The sequence below is a fragment of the Peptoanaerobacter stomatis genome (genome assembly GCF_000238115.1).
Lineage (GTDB): Bacteria > Bacillota > Clostridia > Peptostreptococcales > Filifactoraceae > Peptoanaerobacter > Peptoanaerobacter stomatis.
In genome coordinates this window covers 56,047-81,149 of the sequence record NZ_JH414546.1, presented here as the reverse complement: position 1 = coordinate 81,149, position 25,103 = coordinate 56,047, and the positions used below count along the sequence as shown (strand labels likewise).

Annotated in this window: 20 protein-coding genes; 14 read left to right on the top strand and 6 right to left on the bottom strand. The window is 32.2% G+C overall.

Annotated features, from left to right (window positions below):
- Positions 1–7: 7 nt before the first annotated feature.
- The gene (locus tag HMPREF9629_RS00290; RefSeq protein WP_009524297.1) at positions 8–469 is read left to right on the top strand and encodes a single-stranded DNA-binding protein; all 462 of its coding nucleotides are present in this window, start codon (positions 8–10) and stop codon (positions 467–469) included.
- A gap of 23 nt (positions 470–492) precedes the next feature.
- The gene (gene rpsR / locus HMPREF9629_RS00285) at positions 493–750 is read left to right on the top strand and encodes a 30S ribosomal protein S18 (protein WP_009524296.1); all 258 of its coding nucleotides are present in this window, start codon (positions 493–495) and stop codon (positions 748–750) included.
- 48 nt (positions 751–798) lie between these two features.
- Here the strand turns inward: rpsR and HMPREF9629_RS00280 are convergent, their stop codons facing one another.
- Positions 799–2,232: an S-layer homology domain-containing protein gene (locus tag HMPREF9629_RS00280; RefSeq protein WP_009524295.1), complete on the bottom strand. Its 1,434-nt coding sequence runs from the start codon at positions 2,230–2,232 to the stop codon at positions 799–801.
- Positions 2,233–2,586: 354 nt separating this feature from the next.
- Here HMPREF9629_RS00280 and HMPREF9629_RS00275 point away from each other — a divergent pair, with 354 nt between their 5' ends.
- From HMPREF9629_RS00275 to HMPREF9629_RS00250, 6 genes are all read left to right on the top strand, one after another.
- The gene (locus HMPREF9629_RS00275; protein ID WP_009524294.1) at positions 2,587–3,933 is read left to right on the top strand and encodes an SPFH domain-containing protein; all 1,347 of its coding nucleotides are present in this window, start codon (positions 2,587–2,589) and stop codon (positions 3,931–3,933) included.
- Positions 3,934–4,155: 222 nt separating this feature from the next.
- Positions 4,156–5,226, top strand: coding sequence for a hypothetical protein (locus HMPREF9629_RS00270; RefSeq protein ID WP_009524293.1), 1,071 nt, complete (start codon positions 4,156–4,158; stop codon positions 5,224–5,226).
- A 12-nt stretch (positions 5,227–5,238) separates the two neighbouring features.
- A complete protein-coding gene (locus tag HMPREF9629_RS00265; RefSeq protein WP_009524292.1) occupies positions 5,239–6,459 on the top strand; it encodes a TPM domain-containing protein in 1,221 nt (406 codons plus the stop codon).
- A 305-nt stretch (positions 6,460–6,764) separates the two neighbouring features.
- The gene (locus HMPREF9629_RS00260; protein WP_009524291.1) at positions 6,765–7,325 is read left to right on the top strand and encodes a hypothetical protein; all 561 of its coding nucleotides are present in this window, start codon (positions 6,765–6,767) and stop codon (positions 7,323–7,325) included.
- 253 nt (positions 7,326–7,578) lie between these two features.
- Positions 7,579–9,045: a hypothetical protein gene (locus tag HMPREF9629_RS00255; protein ID WP_009524290.1), complete on the top strand. Its 1,467-nt coding sequence runs from the start codon at positions 7,579–7,581 to the stop codon at positions 9,043–9,045.
- Between the two features lie 245 nt (positions 9,046–9,290).
- Complete coding sequence (locus tag HMPREF9629_RS00250; protein ID WP_009524289.1) at positions 9,291–12,731, top strand: pyruvate carboxylase; 3,441 nt, start codon at positions 9,291–9,293, stop codon at positions 12,729–12,731.
- 143 nt (positions 12,732–12,874) lie between these two features.
- Here the strand turns inward: HMPREF9629_RS00250 and HMPREF9629_RS00245 are convergent, their stop codons facing one another.
- From HMPREF9629_RS00245 to HMPREF9629_RS00225, 5 genes are all read right to left on the bottom strand, one after another.
- Positions 12,875–13,423, bottom strand: a complete 549-nt coding sequence (locus HMPREF9629_RS00245; RefSeq protein ID WP_009524288.1) for a BMC domain-containing protein — start codon at positions 13,421–13,423, stop codon at positions 12,875–12,877.
- Positions 13,423–14,754: a 4Fe-4S dicluster domain-containing protein gene (locus tag HMPREF9629_RS00240; protein ID WP_009524287.1), complete on the bottom strand. Its 1,332-nt coding sequence runs from the start codon at positions 14,752–14,754 to the stop codon at positions 13,423–13,425. Before HMPREF9629_RS00240 ends, HMPREF9629_RS00245 begins: the two co-directional genes overlap by 1 nt.
- 212 nt (positions 14,755–14,966) lie before the next feature.
- Complete coding sequence (locus HMPREF9629_RS00235) at positions 14,967–16,004, bottom strand: DUF4125 family protein (RefSeq protein WP_009524286.1); 1,038 nt, start codon at positions 16,002–16,004, stop codon at positions 14,967–14,969.
- Positions 16,005–16,015: 11 nt separating this feature from the next.
- Positions 16,016–17,755 (bottom strand): DUF4037 domain-containing protein, encoded by a 1,740-nt coding sequence (locus tag HMPREF9629_RS00230; protein WP_009524285.1) that lies wholly within the window; start codon positions 17,753–17,755, stop codon positions 16,016–16,018.
- A gap of 146 nt (positions 17,756–17,901) precedes the next feature.
- On the bottom strand, positions 17,902–18,441 hold the full coding sequence (locus HMPREF9629_RS00225) for a BMC domain-containing protein (protein ID WP_009524284.1): 540 nt from the start codon (positions 18,439–18,441) through the stop codon (positions 17,902–17,904).
- Between the two features lie 496 nt (positions 18,442–18,937).
- Here HMPREF9629_RS00225 and HMPREF9629_RS00220 point away from each other — a divergent pair, with 496 nt between their 5' ends.
- The 6 genes from HMPREF9629_RS00220 to HMPREF9629_RS00195 all read left to right on the top strand — a co-directional run bounded on the left by HMPREF9629_RS00220 (position 18,938) and on the right by HMPREF9629_RS00195 (position 25,085).
- A complete protein-coding gene (locus tag HMPREF9629_RS00220) occupies positions 18,938–21,481 on the top strand; it encodes a glycyl radical protein (RefSeq protein ID WP_009524283.1) in 2,544 nt (847 codons plus the stop codon).
- Positions 21,482–21,665: 184 nt separating this feature from the next.
- Positions 21,666–22,583 carry a glycyl-radical enzyme activating protein gene (locus HMPREF9629_RS00215; RefSeq protein WP_009524282.1) on the top strand — a complete coding sequence of 306 codons (918 nt, stop codon included), beginning with the start codon at positions 21,666–21,668 and terminating at the stop codon, positions 22,581–22,583.
- Positions 22,584–22,595: 12 nt separating this feature from the next.
- Entirely contained in the window at positions 22,596–23,372 is a 777-nt protein-coding gene (gene pduB / locus HMPREF9629_RS00210; protein WP_009524281.1) for a propanediol utilization microcompartment protein PduB, read from the top strand.
- Positions 23,373–23,552: 180 nt separating this feature from the next.
- On the top strand, positions 23,553–23,834 hold the full coding sequence (locus tag HMPREF9629_RS00205; RefSeq protein ID WP_009524280.1) for a BMC domain-containing protein: 282 nt from the start codon (positions 23,553–23,555) through the stop codon (positions 23,832–23,834).
- Positions 23,835–23,957: 123 nt separating this feature from the next.
- Complete coding sequence (locus HMPREF9629_RS00200; protein ID WP_009524279.1) at positions 23,958–24,503, top strand: hypothetical protein; 546 nt, start codon at positions 23,958–23,960, stop codon at positions 24,501–24,503.
- Positions 24,504–25,085: a BMC domain-containing protein gene (locus HMPREF9629_RS00195; protein ID WP_009524278.1), complete on the top strand. Its 582-nt coding sequence runs from the start codon at positions 24,504–24,506 to the stop codon at positions 25,083–25,085.
- Positions 25,086–25,103 lie beyond the last annotated feature (18 nt).

The window sequence follows — 25,103 nt, the reverse complement described above, 5'->3', positions numbered from 1 at the left end:
GGAAGATATGAATACCGTTATAATGATTGGAAGATTGACAAGAGATCCTGAACTTAGGTATATTGCATCTACAGGTAATGCCGTAACGAGATTTTCTATAGCTGTTGACAGAGCATTTGCCGCAAAAGACGCTGAAGTTACTGCTGATTTTTTCAATATAGTTGTATGGGGAAAAAGAGCAGAGACTTGTGCCAATTATCTCGCAAAAGGTAGAATGGTTGCAGTAAGAGGCAGATTGCAAAACAATAACTATACAGATAAAAACGGAGTTAAGCAATACTCAGTAGAGATAATTGCCGAAGATGTACAATTCATAGATTGGGGAGATAAAAAAACTCAAACATCTTCCAACAATTCTATGTCATCAGGAAATCAAGCTACTCAATCACAAAAAGAAGATGAATTTATGCCTGAAGGTCTTGATGAAGAAGGCTACAGAGCATTGTCAGATGATGAAGTACCATTTTAGCCAAAGATTTGGAGGTGTAAGAAATGGCTAACCAAAAACAAGCAAATGCTAACAACAATGCCAACTTTAGAAAAAGAAGAAAAAAAGTTGACCCTTTTGTTGGAGATAAAATAAATCAAATAGATTATAAAGATGTTGCTCTACTTAAGAAATTTATATCTGAAAGAGGAAAAATCCTTCCAAGAAGAGTGACAGGAACATCAGCTAAGGCACAAAGAAAACTTACAAATGCTATAAAAAGAGCAAGAATAATAGCGTTGTTGCCTTACACAGTAGAATAAGATAAAATTAAAAAGGACTGTATTTACAGTCCTTTTTTACGTGTATATTTATTTACCTTGTAATGCGGCTTGAATTTCATAGTAATACCATGAAGATTTTTTTAAGTCTGAAAATGTATATTCTTTTTTTATAACGGATTTAGTTCTTCCTGTTAATTTGTTCAACGTAGCTATCAATTCAGCTCTTGTAATTTCTTTTTCAGGTTTAAATGAGCCGTTAGGGTATCCACTCATGATATGATTAGAAGTTACAATTTTTACAGGTTCTTCATATTGAGTGTCTTGCGTATCGGTAAATACAAATCTGTTGTCGGCCTCACCTGTATATAAAGCTGATAATGCCATAGCAACTTCGCCTCTTGTAATTTTTTTCTTCGGATTGAATGAGCCGGGATAATCTTCATTAATTATTTTTGCACTTATCAATTTTGATACGGCTTCATATGACCATGATGATTTGTTCAAATGAGAAGAATTAAAAGATGATACGTCTATATTTGCAGTGTAGTTCTTATTTAGTAATTTATACAACATAGATGCAAATTCTTCACCTGTAACAGGAGCGTTCGGTCTTACAGTTCCGTTAGGATATCCTTTTATAATTGCTACACTATTGCTTTCAGGTCCAATAATATATTCATCTGATGTATCCTGATTTTTAGAAACTTGTGTATTTTCACTTGTGTTCTCTTCGTCATATGGAGGAAGATACTCCTTATAACTCTTTTTGATATAGATGTCATTATTGTTGTTATTATTATTATTATTGTTATTGTTATTATTATTGTTATTGTTATTATTATTATTATTATTATTATTGTTGTTATTGTTATTGTTTTGGTTCAGCTTTTGATTTTTTTCATACAGGATTATTCCCATACCTCTTCGACTTTTATTAAATGTAACTGTGCCTGAAGAAGGGTCAAATCCCACATGAGTCATAGTAGTCACATCTTTTACATAGTCATTAAGATTTAGAGTTTCACCGTCATAACCTTGTATAGTTTGCGATGCAAGCACATCGTGTCCTGCTACGCTCCTGTAGTAGATGTAGATATATGAGTCTTTCTTTCCGTTATTTTGCGGAGGAGGCGTAGGATCAGGTTTCGGATCAGGTGTAGGTTCTGGCGGAGGTGTAGGTTCCGGTGGAGGCGCAGGCTCATTTTTCTTATAATATATAGTTACACTTAAAAAACTTCCCGGACTATATTGGCTGGGATTAATAAATTGGCTCGGTGAATAAGATTCAACCGTATAACCGTCTCTGTTTTTTACATATATGCTCAGATCAACATTAGTATTATTGATGCTTAATGTGTCATCTGAAAAATCTCTATCATCATTACCGTATCTGTGCTCAATACCCATAGATAGGGTAGTGAAATCCATATAAGCGTTTGATGAACGAAATAATACAAAAAAGAATGTTATAAAAAATATTAAAGTAAAAGCTAATAAATATTTGGACTTTTTAAATAACATATATATTCTCCTTTCTTCTTAAGATTTAATACAAAAATAATCGTTTGCCTATATAATGTGATTATAATTGAATATTTTTTTCTTGTCAATAATATAAAAATTTAATAAAAAACAGGTAATATTACAGATGTAATTTAAAAAAAAACGATTATAATATTATTGTAAAAGTGCAATTTTTATTTATATTTAATACAAAAATCAATCTAAAAATATAAAAAAATATTTATTTATTGATTAAATTCGATTAATAAATATGAAAATGCCTATAATTTTTTAATTGATTCAATAATCACAGTTTTATTGTATTTGCAGTATTGCTTTTACATATATTAATAAATCATAGGGGGAAATATTATGGGATTAATAAAAGCGGGTCTTGGAGCATTGAGTGGAACAATGGCCGACCAGTGGAAGGAATTTTTCTATTGTGATTCTATTCCTAATGACGTGTTGGTTGTCAAAGGAGAAAAACGCATAGGCGGACGTTCGTCCAATAAAAAAGGAAGCGATAATATAATTTCGCAAGGCTCAGGTATTGCTGTAGCTGACGGACAGTGTATGATGATAGTTGAACAAGGTAAGGTAGTGGAATTTTGTGCAGAACCAGGAGAGTTTACTTTCGACTCGTCTACTGAGCCGTCAATATTTAACGGTTCTTTAGGAGAAGGTATAAAGAAAACTTTTGAAACTGTAGGTAAACGATTTGCTTATGGCGGAGATACTGGAAAAGATCAAAGAGTCTATTATTTCAATATGAAAGAATTGCTTGATAATAAATTCGGAACACAAAATCCTGTACCTTTTAGAGTAGTTGACAGAAATATTGGGCTTGACGTTGATATATCTGTAAGATGCAACGGCGTATATTCATATAAGATAACAAATCCTATGTTGTTTTATGCCAATGTTTGCGGTAATGTAGAAAATCAATATGACAGAAGTCAAATTGACGGTCAGTTGAAGAGTGAATTTTTAAATGCTTTACAACCGTCTTTTGCAAAAATATCTGAGATGGGAATAAGATATAGTGCCCTTCCTGGTCACACTATGGAATTATCTGATGCCATGAACGAGATACTGACACCGAAATGGTCAGAGCTACGAGGTATATCAATAGTATCAGTAGGTATAAACTCTATAACGGCTCCAAAAGAAGATGAGGATATGATTAAACAGTTGCAAAGAACAGCTGTTATGAGAGATCCTAATATGGCGGCAGCAACACTTGTAGGGGCTCAATCAGATGCTATGAGAGCGGCAGCTTCAAATGAAGGTGGAGCTATGATGGGCTTTATGGGCATGGGAATGGCACAACAAGCAGGCGGAATGAATGCACAAAATTTATTCCAAATGGGACAACAACAGCAAATGCAACAGCAACAGATGCAACAACCACAAATGCAACGACCATACCCACAACCTCCGAAAGATACTTGGACTTGCTCATGCGGAACAGTAAATACAGGTAAGTTTTGTGTGGAATGTGCTTCACCTAAGCCACAAGCAAATGTAGACGGTTGGACTTGCTCATGCGGAGCTATAAATAAAGGAAAATTCTGCTCAGAATGCGGTATACCAGAACCTGCCGGAGCACCTTTATATAAATGTGATAAATGTGGCTGGGAACCTGAAGATCCTACGAAACCTCCAAAATTCTGCCCTGAGTGTGGAGATGTGTTTGATGAAAATGATATAAAATGATAAAAATTTATTAGATATAAATATAATTTTTCTAAAATCAATCTACTATTGATTTCTTTAAAAATAGAGTTATTTAAAAAATAATTTATTTTAAAATTTGTTAGAAAGTTATATAAACATCAGTGAATGATTTATAAAATAATTTAATAAAAATTATAATTTTTTATCATTATTTATATAAATTTCAATCCTATTGTCAGTTAATAGAAAAGGTGGTGTAAAATGAGTGATTTAATGGATTTTAAATGTCCTTGTTGCGGAGGAGCTATAGAGTTTAATAGTTCAAGTCAAAATATGAAATGTCCGTTTTGTGATTCCGAATTTGATATAGAGACCATTAAAAGTATGGAGTCTGCTGCAAATACAGAGGAAAATATAAATTGGAGCACTGATTTTAATGAGTGGTCAAATGAAGAAGCGGGCGGTATGTCGGTGTATTCGTGTGAGTCTTGTGGAGGAGAAGTTATATCTGACTCTACCACATCAGCAACACAGTGTCCTTATTGCGGTAGTAATATAGTTATGAAAGGGCAATTTTCAGGAGATTTACGTCCTGACTATATAATTCCGTTTAAAATAGATAAAAATGCCGCAAAAGAGGCATTGAAAAAACATTTAAAAGGAAAAAGATTTTTACCTAAAACTTTTAAAGATGAAAATCATATAGATAAGATAGACGGTGCATACGTTCCGTTTTGGTTATTTAATTGCAAAGCTGATGCGGACGTAAAATATAAAGCTGAAGATATAAGAACTTGGAGCGATTCGGATTATGAATATACAGAAGTAACCACATATCTTGTAAATAGAGCCGGAACTGTGGATTTTGAAAGAATACCGGTAGACGGTGCTTCTAAAATGCCGGATGATTTGATGGAGTCAATAGAACCTTATAGGTTTGAAGATGCGGTAGATTTTCAAACAGCATATTTAGCGGGATATATTTCAGAAAGATACGATGTAGATTCGCAACAAAGTATTGGAAGAGCAAATGAGAGAGTAAAAGAAAGCGTGGAAGAAACTTTTAAAAATACAGTTACAGGACACGATAGCGTCTATGTATCAAGCAGTACGGTAAATTTGGAAGATTCAAGCGTTAACTATGCACTGTATCCTGTATGGCTTCTACATACTACATGGCAAGGACAAAAATATACATTTGCCATGAACGGTCAAACAGGTAAATTTGTCGGTGATTTACCTTTGGATAAATCAGCTTATTTTCGCTGGTTAGGGATTATAGGTGTTATATTGTCTGCGGTAATATGCGCAGGGATAACGCTGTTACATTAGGAGGTGACCGATATGAAAAACATTAAAATATTTATATGTGTGATTTTACTTTCGCTGTCATCCGTTTTGCCGGTGTTTGCTCTGCCGGATGAAAAATCTTACGAAAACGGCATATTTGTAATAGATGAGCTTGATGAGTTCAGTGATGAAGAAAAGCTCGAATTGAATGAGTATGCAAAGTATATTTCAGACAATGTAGGAATAGATATAGTATATATACAGTCTGTAGATTGTGACGGAATGTCTATAGGAGAATATGCAAAAAAAGCATTGGAAAAAGGTGGCTGGATTGATCCTGCTATAGTACTTGTGTATGAATCTGAAGAAAATCTGTATATAGAGTATATGACAGAGTCTCTAAGAGAAATATATGACGAGGACTATATAGAAAAGCTATGGGGAGAAATGGTTAAAGTTGAAGGCGAAACTTTTGCGAATCCTGTAAAATACTATATGACATCAGTTGCCAAAAAATATGATGAAACATATAATAACGGAGATTTTGTTGATTATTTGAGCATCGATGATAAAGCTAATAAAATAGAAAATGATGAAGAAATAACTTTATTGGAAGATAATGCCGATTTGATACCTGATGATAAAGAGCCCGATTTACTCAAGAAAGCAGAAGATATAAGTAAAAAATATAAAGTAGATGTAGTAATAGCGACAGTTGATTCCCTAAATGGACAAGGCACACATGAATTTGCAGATAAATTTTATAAAGAACGTGAATATAATAAAGACGGTATAATGTTGCTTTTAAGCGATGAAGACAGAGATTATATGTTGCACAAATCAGGCAAGATTGACAAAGCATTCACTACATATTGGGAAGATTATATACTGACTGATGTGTTGGCACAACTCAAAGAAAACAAATATGCAGAGGCATTCGATATATATCTTGATAAAACACAAGAGATATTACCTCAGATAAAAGAAGACGGCACTTTGCCTAAACCTCCTATAAATCCTTTATTATATGTAGGAGGAATAGCAGGAGGATTTTTAATAGCGTTCATAATAGTATCAATAGGTAAAGGTTCATTAAAATCAGTTGCATTCAGCAGAACAGCAAACAGTTATCTTAAAGAAGGAAGTTTAAATCTTAGAGAAAGCAGTGAATCTTTCTTATACAGAAATGTCACAAGAAGAGAAAAACCTAAGCCTAAAGAAAATAGTAGCAGTAGCGGAGGAGGCGGGTCAAGTACACGCTCCGGAAAATATTAAAAAATAATTTGAATAAAAAAGCAACAAAAAAGATTAATATTCTCTTTAAACAAGTGTAAATTAAAAATTATTTTTTAATAGATTGAAACTGAACAATTTATTATTCAAACAATACAAATTATAAATATTTACTTCTGATTGAGTAAATTTGTTCTAAAAGCGTGTAGAACAAGACGGACAATTGAACTTGAGTATATGAGTTACACAAGCGAAAGCTATGATAAGTCCAATGATGTAAATTTATTGTTTTAGGACAAATTTAGATAAATTAAAATTTTTTATAAAAAATTAAGGAGGTTTTTAAGATGAAAAAGAAAATACTTGCGCTATTAATGGTAGGATTAATGGGATTGACTATGGTTGCTTGCGGTGGAGGCTCAAATGGCGGTAACAGCGGTCTTGAACAAAAAAAAGCAAAAGATGTTGAGTTTGGAGACAAGGTAGAAACAGAAGATTTTACAGTAGATCCTGTCAAAGGCTGGACAGTAGAAAAGAATGAAGAAGAAGGAAGTTCTGTAGATGTCGATTTTTCTAACGATGATGTTTTTGCAACGGTCAGCTTTATGATGTCTAACGAAAAAATGACGCAAGAAGAGATGGACGAAGAAGTAAAAGAAATAATGAAATCAAATGGGGAAGGAGAACCGAAAGAGATTGATCCTATAACAATAGACGGAGTAAAATTGAAAGGTTTTGAAATTACCGAAGGTACGTCTGAATCCCCTGAAGAAATGAAAAGCATTATGTACTATGGCTTTGTCAAAGAAAAACCTTTTGGGATAATTGTTGTTGACGGAAATAATGGTCAAGAAAATTCTAAAATTGCTGAAATATGGTCAATGGCAGATACAATAAAATTTAAATAAATATAAATTAATATAAATTAATTAAATAGTAAAACTGTTTATAAAAAAACTGGAAGAGGCGTAATCGCCTCTTTTAGTTTGTGCAGATATATATTTCTTACCTATAAGAAATATATTATTCTATTGTATATTTGTATAAAATAGCAAAAATCAATATTCAGTGATATAAAATATTAATTTATAAATATTGAAATTTAGCAATTCATATGTTAGACTATTCATATAAGTAAAAAATATAAAAGAAGGTGTATCTATGAAAAAATTAGCTATATTGGTAGGGATTTTAGTTTTTTCCGTTCTGACGCCTATAGCATATGGTGAGCAGATACTCACGCAGGAAGAAAAAGACATACTCTCTTACGGAAGGAGAGAAGGTTTATATTTTGATGGGGATTACAATTCAAGAAATAGAGACTATTACAGATATTACGATGATAACGACAATTATACAACATATTATGACAACGGCAGAAGATATTATGTAAAAGAGTACACATATACGGACAGAGATGACAAAAAACATTATGTACGCATAAGATATTATTATGGTGTAAATGATGAAAAAATCTATGATGTAGAAGACTATTATTATAACAGTTATGGTGAAAAAAGATATGTTAAGAATGATAAAGACCTTCGCAATTACAATTCATCATCAGATATTTTTTCACAAGAAAGTTACAGTACAAAAATGATAGATGATAAAAGACACTATATATATGAAGACACATATAGATATAATGGTACAAAACACTATGTCACAATAGACTATTATTATAGAGACGGCGATAAAATATATACAATTAAAGACTACTATTATGACAAAGACTCCGACAAAAGATATACAGTGGACGTAGATGAAAAAAAACTGAATGACAGCGACCTTAGATATTATTTGGAATACTATTTAAAAAGTGATGAATATAAAGACAGAGAAAAATATTACGGCACTTCAAGAAACAGAAGAGATTACGGATATTACTACGATAAAAACGGAAGAAAAATATATTATGATGACGAATATAGAAACAGACGTTATTATGACGATTTTAAATATACAAATGAAGAAGACTATCTTTGGAAATTGAATCATATGTCTAATGTCAGAGCAAAATATAAAAACGGTCAAAAATATTTTAGAGATGACAAGACATATGAGTATAAATACGAGTACAATAAAGACTATATAAAATATAATTCAATAGCTAATTTATTGCCGTCTAAACTTCCGCCGAATTCAAACAGTTGGCCTAAAAAAGAAAATCTTACATCAAAAAAACGTGATTTTGTAGATGACTTGGCAAGGCAGATAGAGTTTGAGCGAGGCTATATGGGAAGGAACTATTTTAATCAAAATGTGGTTGACAACTTATTGAAAAAATATTTTCAAAAAGCATATGAGGATACTTCCAACTCAAAAGGAAGACTTGAGGCGTTTTTGTATTATTTTGGGTTTGCGGACGCATTTTATGACAAGTACAATGATACGAGAGATATGAGAGGATTTTTGTACAACTATGCAGAGCCTATGTTTTTATTGTATAGAAATTTTGAGAGCGGATATTATACATCAAAAGAGATAAACGATATGATGAACAGCGATACAAAAACCAAGGAACAGTCTCAAAATACACTGAGACAAAAATCTCCTACTCAGACTCAGTTAGATGAGAAAGCATACTTTGAAGAAAAAAATAAAAAAATTCAGCAAGAAAGATAATATCATATTGACATAAAGTAATTAGGAGAATATAATTTACTAAAATTATCTTGAATAATATATTAAAAAAATTAGGCTTTCGCCCAAAAGCGAAGGCTTTATGTTTATATAATACCAATGTACTATTAAATAAATATTAGTATAAATTGAATATGTTTTTTAGTAATACTCGCATTTTTTTATGTTTTAATGTCACTTTTTATTTTAAATAGCTTTAGTATAAAAGAATTTAAGGAGAAAAATAAATGCAACTTAATAAATTTAAAAGAGTGCTTGTAGCAAACCGAGGAGAAATAGCTATAAGAATATTCAGAGCTTGTAAAGAACTTGGTATAAGGACTGTTGCGGTTTATTCGGCTCAGGATAAAACATCGCTTTTTAGAACAAAATCAGATGAATCATATCAGATAGGTAAGAATAAAACTCCTGTAGACGCATATTTGTCTATGGATGAAATAATTAAATTAGCTAAGAAAAAAAATGTAGATGCAATACATCCGGGTTACGGTTTTTTGTCAGAAAATTCTGAATTTGCAAGAAAATGCGAAGAAAACGGCATTACTTTCATAGGACCTACATCAGAAATGATAAATGCGGTTGGAGATAAAATACGTTCCAAAATAGTAGCAAAAGAGGCAAACGTACCGACTATACCGGGAGTGGAGCAAGCCATAAAATCTGAACAGGAAGCTATGGAATTTGCAAAATCATGCGGATATCCGATAATGCTGAAGGCATCAGCAGGTGGTGGCGGACGTGGTATGAGGATAGTAAACAGCGAAGAAGAACTCATAAGAAACTTCAACGAAGCACGTTCAGAAGCAAAAAAAGCATTCGGAATAGATGATATTTTTATAGAAAAATATATAGACTCTCCAAAGCATATAGAAGTGCAAATATTGGGAGATAAATATGGAAATATAGTGCATTTATTTGAGAGAGATTGCTCAATTCAAAGAAGGCATCAAAAATTGATAGAATTTTGTCCATCTATATCACTTACTGAGGAAAAAAGACAGCAGATATGTGAGGATGCAGTGAAACTCGCAAGACATGTAGGATATATAAATGCAGGTACGGTAGAGTTTCTTGTGGACAAAGATATGAACCATTATTTCATAGAAGTAAATCCGAGAATACAGGTGGAACATACTGTTACAGAAGAAATAACAGGATATGACATAGTGCAAAGCCAAATATTGATAGCACAAGGCTATCCGTTAAATTCGTCTGAAATAGGTATAAATTCTCAAGCAGATATAATTCCAAGAGGATATGCAATACAATGCAGAATAACAACAGAAGACCCCGCAAACGGATTTGCACCTGATACCGGAAGATTGGATGTATATAGATCAGGTTCAGGAGCGGGTATAAGACTTGACGGAGGTAACGGATTTACAGGTTCAATAATATCTCCATATTATGATTCACTTCTTGTAAAACTTACATCGCATTCAAGAACTTTTGAAGACGCTATAAGAAAATCAAAACGTTCAATCGGAGAGCTTAAAATATCCGGGGTAAAAACAAATGCGGCATTTTTGATAAATGTATTAAATACTGAAGAATTTAGAAAAGGTGAATGTACAACATCATTTATAAAAGATAATCCTTCACTTTTTGAAATAACTACAAAAGGTGACAAAGAATTAAAAGTATTGAGCTATATAGGTGAAAAAATTGTAAATGAAACAAAAGGCGTGAAAAAAGATTTTGATGCGCTCTCAATTTCAAAACCGAGATTGCCACAGGATTTGTCAGGTACAAAGCAAATTTTGGACAGCAAAGGTGTAGACGGACTTATAAAGTGGATACATGAGCAAGATAAGTTATTGATTACAGATACAACTATGAGAGATGCTCATCAATCATTGATTGCAACAAGAGTAAGAACTATAGATATGATAAAAGCGGCAAAAGCCACAGCTTTATACGGTAAAGATTTTTTCTCTTTGGAGATGTGGGGAGGAGCAACATTTGATGTCGCATATAGATTTTTAAAAGAGTCACCTTGGAAAAGACTTACAGAGCTAAGACGCAGAATACCAAACATACTTTTCCAAATGTTGTTTAGAGGATCAAATGCGGTAGGATATAAAAACTATCCGGACAACGTGATAAAAGAATTCATAAAACAATCTGCAGACAGCGGAATAGATATATTCAGAATATTTGACTCGCTTAACTGGCTTGAGGCTATAAAACCGTCAATAGATGCGGTAAAAAATGTAGGTAAAGTAGCAGAAGGTACTATGTGCTATACAGGAGATATATTAGATGAAACAAGAGATAAATATACTCTCAAATATTATGTAGACCTTGCAAAAGATATAGAAAAATCAGGAGCGGATATACTTGGTATCAAAGATATGTCGGCACTTCTAAAGCCATATGCCGCATTTAAACTTATAAAGGCATTAAAAGAAGAAATATCAATACCTATACATCTTCACACACATGATACATCAGGTAACGGAGTTGCCACAGTGATAATGGCAGCTCAAGCAGGTGTTGATATAATAGATGCAGCTATAAGCTCTATGTCAGGGCTTACATCACAACCGTCAATGAACTCTATAATTGCAGCCTTAGAGCATACTGACAGAAACACAAAGATAGATTTAGATAATTTGGAAAAAATATCAAGCTATTGGGCATCATTAAGACCTATATACGAGCATTTTGAGTCTGATTTGAAATCGGGTACAACAGAAATATACAAATACGAAATACCGGGGGGACAATATTCAAATCTTAAACCTCAGGTGGACAGTTTCGGATTATCCGATAAATTCGGTGAAGTTAAGACTATGTATAAAGAAGTCAATGAAATGCTGGGTGATATAGTAAAAGTAACTCCGTCATCAAAAATGGTAGGAGATATGGCAATATTTATGGTGCAAAATTCACTTACAAAAGAAAACATCTATGAAAAAGGTAAAAATTTGACTTTTCCGGATTCTGTAGTGACTTATTTTTCAGGTATGATGGGACAACCTGAAGGCGGATTTCCAAAAGACTTACAAAAATTGGTATTAAAAGATGAAAAACCTATAACTGTAAGACCTGGAACATTGCTTGAAGATGAAGATTTTGATAAGATATCAGAACATCTTGAAAAAAAATACAACTATAAACCTACTATAAAAGAATGTTTGAGCTATGCTCTTTATCCTAAAGTATATGAAGATTACAGAAAAACATTAATTGAATACGGAGAGCTTTCATATATGTCAAGTGATGTTTTCTTCCACGGTATAAGAGAGGGAGAAACTTGTGAAGTAGAAATAGCAGATGGAAAGATACTTATAATAACGCTGCTTGAAATAGGAAAACTTGACAAGGAAGGTAATGTAAGATTGTCTTTTGAAGTAAATGGCAATAGAAGAGATATAAAAATAGTAGATAAGAACTTTGCAAAAAAACAAGACGAGTTAAATATTACAAAATTTGCCAATCCGAATGATGATATGGAAATAGGTGCATCAATACCGGGGAATATATTAAAAGTTTATGTAAAAGAAAATGATAAGGTTACAGCAGGTCAAAGCTTGATATTGGTAGAGGCTATGAAAATGGAGACAAATATAGTTGCAAAAGAGAGCGGAATTGTAGAAGAAGTGCTCATAAATACAGGACAACAGGTCAAAGCGGGAGAATTGTTGATAAGATTAAAAAAATAAATTTTATAAAAGCAGAATGTCTATTGCCGGCTAATTTAATGCTCAGCAATAGACATTCTTTTTGTATAATTCAAACTTTAGGAGTTTGTAATATGGCTTTATTTATAGAGTTATTTAATTCACTATTAATAAATGGTTTAGTATCATACTAATTTTTTTAACAACTCTTGATCAGGGGAGTCGATTATTGTACTTTCAAATAGCAATCCATTTTCTACGCCGGCTCTTTTACCTACTTTTATAGCCTCTTGTATTGCACTTACATCTCCTGTCAAAGTAACAAATGATTTTCCTCCTATGGCAATGCCTAATCTTAATTCAACAATATCTACGTTTGCAGATTTTACTGCAAAATCTGCTGATAAGATGGATGAGGTTATTGAGAAAAATTCAAGTACGCCTATTGCTTTGAATTTTTCTACGCTTGATACGCCTGTTATAGCTTTTACTACTTGTGTATGTATATTCGGTATCACCAAACTGTCGACTAAGTACGCTTTTGCAAGTGATTTACCAATATCAATTGAATTTTTTACAGACTCTACGTCACCATGTATTATTGTGAGATATTTTCCCGGACATATAGGTCGTGACTCCAATAAAGTTACTGTTGATGCTTTTAACATAGCATCTGCTACTGTTATGCCCTTAGCTATACTGTTAAGTTCTATTATTCCTATTGCATTTATCATTATATCACCTTCTTAATTGTTATATCTTTATTTGTAATTTCAGTAACTTTGCCGTCTATGCTTGCGTGTATTATTGCTCCCATATCATCTATGGACAAATCGGCTATAATATCGCCTTTTTTTACAGTATCTCCTACATTTACAACAGGTGTAGGAACTTTTCCTATATGTTGGCTTAACATTATTGTTACTGTATCCGTATCGCTTTTTAATATATTAAAATCATGTATTTTATAGTATTTTTCTATATCTATTTTAGATATAAGTCTGCTTGTAGGTATTTTTCTGTAAATAAGCATATCGTGAATTTCATCGGTGATATAATTTTCTCTTGGAATATTGTTTTTTCTAAGTTCTATTTTTACATGGGCATTTACCATTCGTGGAGATAATCCCATTGGACACGAATATAACTCACATATTCCACATTCACAACATAGATTTGCCTGTTTTAAATTCTCATTGGTTATATCTCCAAAACCGAATGCCTTCATAATTTTATGAGGTTTTAAAGGATGACCTTTTAAGTATCTTGGACATAACTCAGTGCAAAATGTGCACTGTATACAGGCAGATGATGCCTGATTTTTTATATGTTCTATGCTTTGTTTTCTTCTTGTTATCAGTTTATGATCTTTTGGAAGTATTATTATTCCTCCAGTGGTTTTTGTTACAAATGTAGTGTCTATATTTTCTTTTAGCAGAAGTTTACCCATCATAGGACCGCCGATTATTACATCATAGTCTTCTATAGATGAACCGCCTGATAAGTTTATACATTCTTTTATGCTTGTACCTATAGGCACTGTTATTATGCTTGGACATACTACTTCTCCTGTAACTGTTATACATTTTTCAGTTACAGGTATATTCCTTGTAGCATCATAAATATTTTTCATAGTTGACACATTTGATACGATAATTTTCATATCAAGAGGGATTTTTCCTGCAGGCAGAGCTTCGCCTGTGATTTCATTTATTATGCTCTGTTCATCTCCTGCAGGATAGTAGCTGTCAAAAGAGCATATATCCACATCTGCATTTTGTTTTTTTATGGCGTTTTGCAAAGCGGATATTGATTTTATGTATTTTGATTTTATACCTATTGTTGCTTTATAAGCATTTATTTCGGATTTTGCAAGTGATATGGCGGATATTATATCATCGGCATAATTTTCCATATTATACTGGTCTGTAAAAAGTAACGGCTCACATTCTGCGGCATTTATCATCAGATGTGTAGCATTTGCTTTATACTTTATGTGTGTAGGAAATCCTGCACCGCCTGCACCTACGACACCGGCTTTATATATATCTTCTATAAAACTCATTTATGTACCTCTCTTTTGCTATATTATACTAAAACCTATATAATTATGTTATACCTGTTATACTTGTTTGATTACTTACAGTTGCTGATTTGTAGATATTACAAATTAAAGAACAATGCAAAATTGGCGTTACCCCGCTAAATTAAAATATACTTTATAGATTTTTGTAATTTTATCAAACAAGTCTAATGGAAAAAAATATATTAGCAATTTTATATTTTTAAAAATTTTTCTATTGAATCTTGTGCGATTTGTATATCTTGTTCAACGCTTCCTCCGCTTATGCCTATTGCACCTATCAATGTGTCATTTACAAATATAGGTATTCCTCCGCCAAGGAAACAATATTTTGTGCTTGGAGGGTTAAAGTTGTTCAAACTTTTGCTTAAACTGTCTTGTGACAGAGAATATGTATCTTTTTTGAAAGCTAATGCTGTTTTTGCTTTTGCAGGTGAAATGTCTATACTTGCAACAAGTGCATTGTCCATTTTTTTGAAAAGTATAGTATTTGCAAATTTATCAACTACGGTTATAACGATAGGTAAATTCATATCATTTGCTGTATTTTTGGCAAAATCTGCGAGCAATTCAGCGTTTTTTAAATCTATATTGTCTATAACTTTGTTTGAGCTACAGCTATTTAGAGTTTCTGATGTGCAAAAACTGTTATTGCTTGGATTTTCATAACTGTTTAATTTTGACATATACTTATATACAAGATTGTTTTTAAGGCTTGCCTGTGTCAAAAAATATTGCAATATAAGTGCAAGAGTTCTTGTTGAATATGTCGCCAGCTCTCCTTTCATATATGTTTGTACGGATGTTGAATTTTTTGTATCGTTATATGAGTATAAGATTCTGTTTTTATTGTCAAGCGTAGGATAATTTTTTGTTATTTCTTCTTCCCAAGCCATATATATCAGCATTATCGATGAAATAAGCTTTTCTTTTTGCTCGTTTACAGGCATTAAACGGGATTTTATTTTTTCGTAGTTTTCTTTGTCTGTGGAGCTCATCATATAGCCGTATTTTTGTGTTATGAGGTTTATATTTTCTCTTTTTGCGGCTTTTATATCAGCTAAGTATGAGTTTAATATATCTTCATTATACATCTGCCAATAGGCTCTTCTTGATGCTGTAAAATTTCCTTTTTGGTCTTGGCACACAGCTCTACTGCCTATATTTTTAGTGTTTGTGAATTGAATCCATTCTTCGTCAACTATATTTTGTATGATCGAATTTTTTTCCATGGGGAATCTCCTTATTTTATCCAATTATCTTCTTTTCTCAAATTTTCATCTTGTATATTTTGAGTTATTTCGTTTGCTTGATAAGTCAAAAAATCTATTTTGCCGGTAGTAAAATGTTCTTCGTTTAACTGTGATACCAATTTTTTGCACATTTGATCTATTATATTTTCTTTTTCAATATCAGGTGAGCTTATTAGTTCATTTAGCTTTTTGCTTGTGTATTCGCCCAATATTTCTAAATTTTTAAGATTTTTAAATGACCATTTATAAAACGGCATATATTTTTTATTAAGTATGTGTACAACTTGCATATAATGTTTCATATATTCCGATAGGGCAAGTGAGCACGCTATCTTGTCATTTCTTTTTAAAAGTCTCGGATAGTTGTATTGACCGCTTTGAGCTATATTATTGAGATGATATGCCAATTTTTTATATATTAAGTCTTGTGGATAATAATTTAATATTTTTTGCCTTATTTTGCTGAACTCTCCTAAGTTGTCTAAAAATACTTCGCCGTTTGTCGCACTGCATAGGTATTCATCAGGGATATTTCTGTATTCTTCTATTGTAGAAGGACCGTTTTTATATGAGGTGTAATATATGTAAAAACTGCTTATTGTTTGTATAATTACTTTGTTTTCAAGATATTGTGAAAAAATATGCTCTAATTTTTGACTATACGTTATGTAATCTTCATCTGTCAAAAATAGTTGGCATCTTAAATCATAATCGTGGTCTTTCGAAAGTTCATCATCAAAATACAGACATTCTGAGCCTGAGCCTACGAGTGCAAGACATATTCTATTTTTCAAGGCAGGAAAATATTCATAGATCAATTTTTCGACCTGTTTTGAAAACTCTCTTGATTTATCCAATAATTTTTCTGTCTTTGACGGATTGCTATAACTTTTGTCAATTTTTAAATTTCCTATCTTATCAGGCTCTAATGTTAAAATTAAATCGTTTACATAGTCATAGTTACTTTTTACTGATAAATATGCGTCACTCTGATTTCCATAGCAACTTTTTACGATTTCAAGAGCGTTTTTATAAAGTTCGAGTGCTTTGTGGTAATTTTTATTTTTTACTTGCAGTTCCGCAAGGTTATTTAAAACTGCCGAATACAAGGGATGTTTTTCTCCTACTTCCTTTGATAATAAATCTTTGGCTTTTATAAGATTTTCCTCAGCGTTTGTATGTTTATTCAATTTTTTTTGTATCTCGTAGAGATTGTTGTAACTTATTGCCAAAGGTACATTATACTGTGCATTTCCTTGCAAAAGAGATATTGCTTCTAATTGCAACTGTTCTGCACGCGTATAGTCTTTTATTTCCTGATAAGTTAATGATAAGTTATTTAATAGACCTATGTATGAATAAGATTTATCACCTTTTTTGTCGAATATTTCTTTTGATTGCAACATCAATTTTTCAGCGGTGAAATAATCTTTTTTTTCTCTGTATATATTTGCTTTATTCATAAGTGTAGTTGCATATTGTATGTTATTTGTGTCATAGTGAAGTTTGATTAGTTCAAGAGCCTCATTTATGCTCTCAACAGCTTTATCATAATTTCCGTATAATCTTAATGCACCTGCATATTCGTTTAATATTTCAATTTGTTTGGAAAAATTATTTTCCTGTTTGCACAAATTTATAGCTTTACGAAGATAAGGGAGCATCTGCTCCTCTTTTCCTTCTTTCCACAATTTATGTGCTTGTTTTGTAAGTTCTTCTATTTTATTCATAGTTTCCTCATAAGTTTATATATGAATTTATTTTAAAGTTTTGGTATGTATATTGCTAAGTTATTCATAAGAATTATATTTTTTATAACTGATAACTTAATAAATATTGAAATTATATATTTTTAATTAGGGTATGTGATATAGCATCAGCTTAATAATGATTTAAGTTCATCGCAAGGAGATGATATTATTTGAGTGTTTATTATTTTATCAGGGCCTACTATGTCGGTTGAAAAATTGACTGCATTTGTTATATCACTCAATGCACCGTTTATAAAGATCACAGCTTTTCCAAATAATCCTGTGGCAAAATCCAATTTTAATATATCTATTTCAAAGTTTTTTAATAGAGTATCTGCTATTATGAATGAATTTACGGCGTTTTTTACTTCTATAATTCCTATGTTGTCTATATTTTTGCTTTCTTTTATTCTTGATATGGCATTTAGAGTTTCGTTTGATATTCCTGTTACATAAGAAGATTTAATCTGAACGGAAATATTTCCGAATTTGTTTACTAAATCCAGTATTTCCGAAGTATTGCCGGAAAAAACAGTCAAAAATTTTCCGGGGCATATCTTTTGAGCCTTCAATATGTCAACCGTAAAAGTTTTGATTATTTTGTCCAATATGAAATAAGCTTCGGCTATATTTATAAATTCTAATATTGCAATGGATAAATTCATAAAGGTATCCTCTTATTAAATATGATAATTATTTTTTTAGAATATTTAATGAAAATAACGTTTTTTTAGATATATATTTTTCAGTATACGAACTATTATTAATAAAATCAATAATGCCTTTATAGGAAGTTTTAATTTTACATTGATTTGGTCTGAAATATGAAAAAGTTTTCAAATAGATTTTATATAATGAAATTTTATTTTTCGTTAAATTCATAGCTCTATATATTGTGAAACAACAAGATTTTGTAAAAACAACGCAATAAAATATAAAAAATATTGTGAACAATGTGTAAAATTTAAAAGTCTGAAATTTACAATTAATAAGTTTGAAAAACGTTAACAATAAAAATAAAAAGATGTTATTGTATTTATGTGAACGATTGCCGAAAAAAGTGGCATAAAAATTACTTAGTTATTTTAATGTTGTATTAAAAAAACATATGTCAGAAAAATACATATGAATCGTACTTAAATTTAAGGAGGTTTAAAAATTATGTTAGAAAAAGGTTTCAGCAAACCGACAGAAAGAATTGAAAGATTAAGAAAAGTAATTATCAATGCAATGCCTCAAGTTGAATCGGAAAGAGCTTGCCTTGCAACTCAAGCATACAAAGAAACGGAAGGTCTTCCTGCAATAATGAGAAGAGCAAAAGTAGTGGAAAAAATATTCACTCAATTGCCTGTAACTATAAGAGAGGACGAGCTTGTAGTAGGCTCAATAACAATAAACCCAAGATCTACAGAAATATGTCCGGAATTCTCTTATGATTGGGTTGAAAAAGAGTTTGATACAATGCATTCAAGAATGGCGGATCCATTTGAAATAAGTGATAAAGTAAAAAAAGATCTTCATGAAGCATTTAAATATTGGGATGGAAAAACTACAAGTGCTCTTGCTGATTCATATATGTCTCCTACCACTAAAGATTGTATATCCAACGGTATATTCACAGTAGGGAACTATTTCTACGGCGGAGTAGGTCACGTTAACGTAGACTATGGTAAAATATTGAAAAAAGGTTTCAGAGGAATATTGGAAGAAACTATAACTGCAATGAATAAATTGGATATGGACGATCCGGAATCAATTAGAAAATGCCAATTCTACAATGCGGTTATAATATCTTATAATGCAGCTATAATATTTGCACATAGATATGCTGATAAGGCAAGAGAACTTGCAAATGTAGAGCTTAACCCTATAAGAAAACAAGAATTATTACAAATAGCGGCTAACTGCGATAGAGTACCTGAATATGGAGCAAGAAACTTCTATGAAGCTTGCCAATCTTTTTGGTTCATACAAATAATGGTACAAATAGAATCTAACGGTCACTCAATATCTCCTGGAAGATTTGACCAATATATGTATCCATATTTGAAAGATGATAATATAGATAGAAAATTTGCTCAAGAACTTGTAGATTGTATCTGGGTAAAATTAAACGATATAAACAAAACTCGTGATGAAGTATCTGCACAAGCATTTGCAGGATATGCGGTATTTCAAAATCTTTGCGTAGGCGGACAAAATGAAGAAGGTCAAGATGCAACCAATGAAGTATCTTATATGTGCATGGAAGCAGTTGCACACGTTAAGCTACCTGCTCCTTCATTCTCAGTTCGTGTTCACCAAAATTCTCCTATGGAATTTTTATACAGAGCTTGTGAAGTATCAAGATTAGGATATGGTGTACCGGCATTTTATAATGACGAAGTCATAATACTTGCGCTTGTAGCAAGAGGCGTAGCTTTAAAAGATGCAAGAGACTACAGTATAATAGGTTGCGTTGAGCCACAAGCCGGACATAGAACAGAAGGATGGCATGATGCAGCATTCTTTAATATAGCAAAAGTTTTAGAGATAACATTAAATAACGGAAGATGCAACGGAAAACAACTTGGACCAAAAACAGGAGAATTAGAAGAACTTGACAGCATGGAAAAAATATTCGATGCATATCAAAAACAAATGGAATACTTTGTAAGACATTTAGCTATGGCTGATAATGCCGTTGACTATGCGCATATGGAAAGAGCTCCTCTACCATTTATGTCTGCAATGGTAGATGATTGTATAAAAGTGGGTAAATCGGCTCAAGAAGGTGGAGCGATTTACAACTTTACAGGACCTCAGGCATTCGGAGTTGCAGACTCAGGTGACTCATTATATGCAATTAAGAAAAACGTATTTGATGATAAGAAAATAACATTAAAAGAATTAAGAGAAGCTCTTGAAGCAAACTTCGGAGTAAGCGATTGTATAAAACCTCCTTGCAATAAACCTGTTACAGGAGCTATGAGCGAAGCTGATGTATATGAAGCTGTTAAGAAAATACTTGCAAGTACAGGTTCAATAGATATAGCTACATTGGAAAGCAAATTGACAAATCAATATCCAAGCGGACCTGTATGCTGCGGTGAGCAAACAGGTAAGTTTACTACAATGAGAAAAATACTTCAAAATACGGACAGTTACGGAAATGATATAGAAGAAGTTGATGAAATGGCAGTAAGATGCGGTAAGATATATTGTAATGAAGTGGATAAATATAAAAATCCGAGAGGTGGACAATTCCAAGCCGGTATATATCCTGTTTCTGCAAATGTATTGTTCGGTAAAGACGTTCTTGCATTACCTGATGGAAGATTGGCGCATGAACCGCTTTCTGACGGTGTATCTCCAAGACAAGGACAAGATGTGACAGGTCCTACAGCTGCATCAAACTCAGTTGCAAAATTAGACCACGCTCAAGCATCAAACGGAACATTATATAATCAAAAATTCACACCTGGAGCAGTTAAAGGAGAGCAAGGACTTAAAAACTTCGTATCAATAGTAAAAAGCTATTTTGACCATAAAGGTAGCCACGTTCAATTTAACGTAGTTGACAAACAAACTCTTTTGAACGCACAGGAACACCCTGAAGACAATCAGGATTTGATAGTCAGAGTTGCGGGATACAGTGCACACTTCGTTACGCTTGCAAAAGAAGTTCAAGATGATATCATCAACAGAACGGAACACGATATGTAAAAATAAATATAATTGATTTTATTATAAGATATTTTTTGTGAAATGTATTTATAGCAAGTGTACAGCTTGCTATAAATACAAAGATATAATGCTTATGTTCAAATAGGTATAGGACTATATTTCAGTGAAATTATAATAAAGTAAAAATAAAATATAAAAAACATATATCAGGGAGAGCGTTGTTATGGAAACTGTTGATTATGGTGCAAAAGGCATTGTGTTTGATATACAAAGATTTTCTATACACGATGGACCGGGAATAAGAACGATAATCTTCCTTAAAGGATGTCCGCTGAGATGTAGATGGTGCAGCAATCCTGAATCTCAAAAGGCAAAACCTGAACTTATGTTTAGTAGAGCCTTGTGTATAGGCTGTGGAAAATGTGTCAAGGTATGTAAAGTAAAAGCCATAGAACCTGAAAAGGAATATATTGTAAACAAAGAAAAATGTACAGCTTGCGGTGAATGCGCTTTAGTTTGCCCGGCAGGAGCGCTCATAATGAAGGGCAAAGAGATGAGCGTAGAAGAAGTTATAAAAGAAGTAAAAAAAGATGCCACACAGTATTACAGATCAGGTGGTGGAGTAACATTATCAGGCGGAGAGGCGCTTACACAAAGCGATTTCGCCAAGGAATTATTTAAAGCCTGCAAAGCACAAGGATGGCATACAGCTTTAGAAACTGAAGGTTATGCGAGCGAAGAAGTGATAAGAGAAGTTATACCGAATGTAGACTTGGTTTTACTTGACATAAAAAGCTTTGATTCAGATGTACACTTGGCATACACAGGGGTTAGAAATGAACTTATTAAAAAAAACGCAAAGATAATACAAGAACTTGCTGATACAGTTATAAGAGTACCCGTTATACCAAACTTTAATGCAAATGAAAAAGAGATAACAGATATTGTCAAGTTTATAAAAACTCTACCTAATATAAGGAAAGTACATTTGTTGGCATATCATAGATATGGTGAAAATAAATATAAGCTTTTAGGCAGAAATTATGAGATGAACGGTACAGAGGAATTAAGTGAAGAATTTGTTGAAAAATTTAAAACTATTGTAGAAAATAATGGTTTTGAGTGTATTATAGGTGGTTAATAGGAGGTCAATATGGACAAAGAATTGTTAGAAAGAGTAATGGGACAAGTTTCACAAGAACTTGGGATAGATAATAAAGAATCCGGTAACAGTAAAAAAGCCAATATAGGAGTAACGGAGTTTGTAGGAACGGCAATAGGAGATACGATAGGTCTTGTTATAGCAAGCGTAGATCCTCTACTTACACAGACTATGAATTTAGGAAAGTATAAATCAATAGGAATAATAGGTGGAAGAACAGGAGCAGGTCCACAAATAATGGCAGTGGATGATGCAGTAAAAGCTACAAATACAGAAGTTATATCAGTGGAATTGCCAAGAGATACAAAAGGCGGAGCAGGACATGGAAGCTTAATATATATAGGAGCTGATGACGTTTCAGATGCAAGACGTGCAGTAGAAATAGCATTAGATGTTTTACCTAAATATTTTGGAGATGTTTATGCTAACGATGCAGGTCACCTTGAATTCCAATATACAGCAAGAGCAAGCTATTGCTTGGAAAAAGTTTTTGGAACTCCACTTGGAAAATCATTCGGTATGATTTGTGCAGGACCGGCAGCAATCGGTACAGTATTAGCCGATGTTTCAGTAAAAGCTGCGAATGTAGAAGTTGTTAAATATTGTTCACCGTCAGATGGAACAAGTTTTTCAAACGAGGTTATATTAACATTTACAGGAGATTCAGGAGCAGTAAGACAAGCTGTTAAAGCTGCAATAGATGTAGGTGTAAAACTGCTTGGTACATTAGGAGATGTTCCTAAATCAACAACAACACCTTATATATAAAATAAATAAAAATTTAATGATACTTAAAACTCATATATAGATTTGAACATAACATATAGTAATAATTAAGAAAAAAATTTCATACAGGTTATAAAATCAAATCAATATGATGCAAAATATATAAAAAAATAAAAAACTGAAAAGATAAATATAAAAAAACAGATAAAACGGAGGTTTATTATGATATCAGATGCTTTAGGAATGGTTGAAACAAAAGGTTTGGTAGGAGCTATAGAAGCAGCCGATGCTATGGTAAAAGCAGCTAATGTAAATTTAGTAGGATATGAAAAAATAGGTTCAGGACTTGTAACAGTTATGGTAAGAGGAGATGTAGGAGCCGTTAAAGCTGCAGTTGATGCAGGAGCGGCATCAGCGGCTGCAATAGGTGAAGTTGTATCTACTCACGTTATACCAAGACCTCATATGGATACAGAAAGAATTATACCTCATTTTGAAAAATAGATATATAAATCGTGACTTTTCGGGTATCATCTCCGGTTTTTTCCGGAGGTGATATTTGTAAATTTACAGTAAAATTTAAAAATTGAACTCCAATCGTAGTTATTTTTATGAATGGGGGCAGATATGCCAAATAGAAAAGATGAATTGGAACTTATTATAAAAAAAGTTATAAAAAGAGTTTTAGAAGAACAAAAAAAAATTCAAATACAAGAAAAAATAAAAAATACATATATAGTGTTTAATGAAGATTGGGACAACAGATATTATTTTTTATTTGAGGAACTTAACAAGATAAAAGATAAGAATATATATGCTGTTTTGTTGAATGAAGACTGTAGCGTATATAAAAATAAAATTGAAAAACTCTACACATTCACAAAGGTGATAAAATTAGAGGAATTTTTGTGTGAAGAAGAAGATATGGTTATATTCCCTGTTATAAAAAGAGACGAGGTCATACATATAGCGAGTTGTTTAAGTGATACCAAGACAACGAAGCTTATAAAAAAATGCTTTGAAAACGGGACTGAAATATACATCTTGAAATACGGAATAGAAAAATTGACAGGCAAAGAGCCTGAAAAATATAAACAGAAGATACTTAATTACTATAAAGAAATTTTTGAATTCGATATAGAAATAATTGAAAACCTGAAGGTGGTGATGTAGTTGAAACAAGCACTTGGTATGATTGAAGTTAGAGGTCTTTCAACAGGGATACTCATCGCTGATACGATGGCTAAAACAGCAAATATACAAATATATGATATAGAAAATACGAAGGGACTTGGATATATGACAGTAAAAGTTGTCGGCGATGTAGGGGCTGTAAATTCAGCTATAAGTGCGGCAAAGCAAGAGGCGATTGAATACGGTAAATATATAAGTTCTACGGTTATACCTCGACCTAATGATTTTATCTATGACACCTTTTTAAAAGATATATCATCGTATGAAAAAACAAAAGATGATAGAGAAAAAGAAGATGTAAAATCTGTAGAAATAATCGAAGAAAAAACAGAAGAAATTACTGCAAAAGAAGAAACAGCTAAAAAAGAAGAAATAAAAGAAGAATTAAAAACAGAAAAAAAAGATGCTCCGGACACAATTATAAAAGAGGAAATAATTGAAGAAAAGATAGAAGATAACGTTGAAGAAGTAATTGTAGAAGAAATATCTGAAGATAAAGAAGAACATACAAAATCAAATTTAAAAAACACAAATAGCAAAAAAAATAAAAAGAAAAAATAAAAAAATTAACAATCTGTT

Bases quoted from the DNA above. Each gene is read 5' to 3' on its own strand.
- HMPREF9629_RS00200 (WP_009524279.1), top strand. From the start codon at position 23,958: ATGCCAAATAGAAAAGATGAATTGGAACTTATTATAAAAAAAGTTATA.
- rpsR (WP_009524296.1), top strand. From the start codon at position 493: ATGGCTAACCAAAAACAAGCAAATGCTAACAACAATGCCAACTTTAGA.
- HMPREF9629_RS00240 (WP_009524287.1), bottom strand. From the start codon at position 14,754: ATGAGTTTTATAGAAGATATATATAAAGCCGGTGTCGTAGGTGCAGGC.
- HMPREF9629_RS00280 (WP_009524295.1), bottom strand. From the start codon at position 2,232: ATGTTATTTAAAAAGTCCAAATATTTATTAGCTTTTACTTTAATATTT.
- HMPREF9629_RS00265 (WP_009524292.1), top strand. From the start codon at position 5,239: ATGAAAAACATTAAAATATTTATATGTGTGATTTTACTTTCGCTGTCA.
- HMPREF9629_RS00260 (WP_009524291.1), top strand. From the start codon at position 6,765: ATGAAAAAGAAAATACTTGCGCTATTAATGGTAGGATTAATGGGATTG.
- HMPREF9629_RS00230 (WP_009524285.1), bottom strand. From the start codon at position 17,755: ATGAATAAAATAGAAGAACTTACAAAACAAGCACATAAATTGTGGAAA.
- HMPREF9629_RS00225 (WP_009524284.1), bottom strand. From the start codon at position 18,441: ATGAATTTATCCATTGCAATATTAGAATTTATAAATATAGCCGAAGCT.
- HMPREF9629_RS00220 (WP_009524283.1), top strand. From the start codon at position 18,938: ATGTTAGAAAAAGGTTTCAGCAAACCGACAGAAAGAATTGAAAGATTA.
- HMPREF9629_RS00250 (WP_009524289.1), top strand. From the start codon at position 9,291: ATGCAACTTAATAAATTTAAAAGAGTGCTTGTAGCAAACCGAGGAGAA.
- HMPREF9629_RS00255 (WP_009524290.1), top strand. From the start codon at position 7,579: ATGAAAAAATTAGCTATATTGGTAGGGATTTTAGTTTTTTCCGTTCTG.
- HMPREF9629_RS00245 (WP_009524288.1), bottom strand. From the start codon at position 13,423: ATGATAAATGCAATAGGAATAATAGAACTTAACAGTATAGCTAAGGGC.
- HMPREF9629_RS00275 (WP_009524294.1), top strand. From the start codon at position 2,587: ATGGGATTAATAAAAGCGGGTCTTGGAGCATTGAGTGGAACAATGGCC.
- HMPREF9629_RS00215 (WP_009524282.1), top strand. From the start codon at position 21,666: ATGGAAACTGTTGATTATGGTGCAAAAGGCATTGTGTTTGATATACAA.
- HMPREF9629_RS00270 (WP_009524293.1), top strand. From the start codon at position 4,156: ATGAGTGATTTAATGGATTTTAAATGTCCTTGTTGCGGAGGAGCTATA.
- HMPREF9629_RS00290 (WP_009524297.1), top strand. From the start codon at position 8: ATGAATACCGTTATAATGATTGGAAGATTGACAAGAGATCCTGAACTT.
- HMPREF9629_RS00235 (WP_009524286.1), bottom strand. From the start codon at position 16,004: ATGGAAAAAAATTCGATCATACAAAATATAGTTGACGAAGAATGGATT.
- HMPREF9629_RS00205 (WP_009524280.1), top strand. From the start codon at position 23,553: ATGATATCAGATGCTTTAGGAATGGTTGAAACAAAAGGTTTGGTAGGA.
- pduB (WP_009524281.1), top strand. From the start codon at position 22,596: ATGGACAAAGAATTGTTAGAAAGAGTAATGGGACAAGTTTCACAAGAA.